The organism is Paenibacillus sp. 01L418 (assembly GCF_056400045.1).
Genome location: NZ_JBFTSN010000751.1, coordinates 1 through 1,339 on the forward strand (window position 1 = coordinate 1; position 1,339 = coordinate 1,339).

The following is a 1,339-nucleotide window of genomic DNA, read 5'->3' on the forward strand; positions in this document are numbered from 1 at the left end:
ATCTTAGATCAAGTAAAGAAAATCTCGGAAAGCAATGCCGCAATAAGAACGGACGGCAGTGTGTGGACCTGGGGAAGAAAACCTGGAACGACGTCAAGCCTGTCTAATGTTCAACCCTCACAGGTGGAAGGTTTGGACAAAGTCATTGATATTTCAGGTAATTATGCATTAAAAGCAGATGGTACCGTATGGTCACTCGGTGGATTATGTGAATTTCAGATTCAAAATTATGCCTGCAGAGAAGGCAGTAGTAAGGAAGAGCAGCTTCGACCCGGCCGTATTGGCGAGTTAGAAAATATTGCTGCGATTGAAGGAAACGGTTATTTTCCGATTGCACTTGCAAAAGATGGGACAGTGTGGATTTGGGGGTACGATAAATATGGCGATTCCTTTCTGCCGATCACAGTGCTTGATAAAAGCAGCATGAAAACAGACCATTTAAAAGGTATCAGTTCTATTTCTAATGGAACACTCGTAACTTCTTCTTGGAATGTGTATATTATGAATCGATATTCTCTTTATGGGCTGACCGAGCCTAGCTTCAATCTGGCCAAGCTCGCTCCAAACGTTTCGGCTGTATCGGGCTTTGTTGATGGGATGGGAGATTTTCATGCCTTTTCATTTGTACTTACGAAAGATGGCAAAGTATCTTATTGGATTTGGCCTATACAAGATAAGAAGCTTTACCCTGTGAAAGGACTAGATCAAGTCAAGATGGTCAGCGCGATTGGCGAAGGAGCAGGTACAGCTTTGCATAAGGATGGAACGGTTTCATCTTGGGGGAAGTTGAGTCAGTATTACGGTGACGATAAATACAAATACAACTATAAGATCATACCTAAAAAAGTGGTTAAAGGCATAGGCATTCGCTTAAATAATAAATACCACTTAATGGACGCGCAAGCAGCTTTTATAAATGGATCCGTATTCGTGCCCGTCAGGGGACTTATTGAATCTCTCGGGGGTACGGTCAGCTACTCAAATGACATCGTAAAGGTAAAATACGGTTCCCATTCAATCACAATGGAAGTGTGGAAGAACCAGGCAACGGTTGATGGCAATGTTGTAAAGTTAACCGCCCCTGTTCAAATCGTTAGTGGCAGTACGATGATTCCTCTGCGATTCGTTGCACAAGCACTTGGTGCAAATGTCGTATGGGATGGAAAAAATCAGGAAGTACATTTGACTATAAAGTGAACCGCAAATAAGCTTCAAAATAAGAAAATGAACAAAACCAGTTCAAACACATCTCATGTGTTGAACTGGTTTTTTTTATAGGAAAGAAGCTTAGATTTGTTTTATTATCATTGAATCGCATACGATTTCCGTAATATTACAT

Annotated in this window: 1 protein-coding gene; it reads left to right on the top strand. The window is 41.2% G+C overall.

What is annotated here, in order from left to right:
* Nucleotides 1–1,197, top strand: a 1,197-nt coding sequence (locus AC1DSE_RS35340) for a stalk domain-containing protein (RefSeq protein WP_477529128.1), incomplete at its 5' end; no start/stop codon positions are given.
* Between the last annotated feature and the right edge of the window lie 142 nt (nt 1,198–1,339).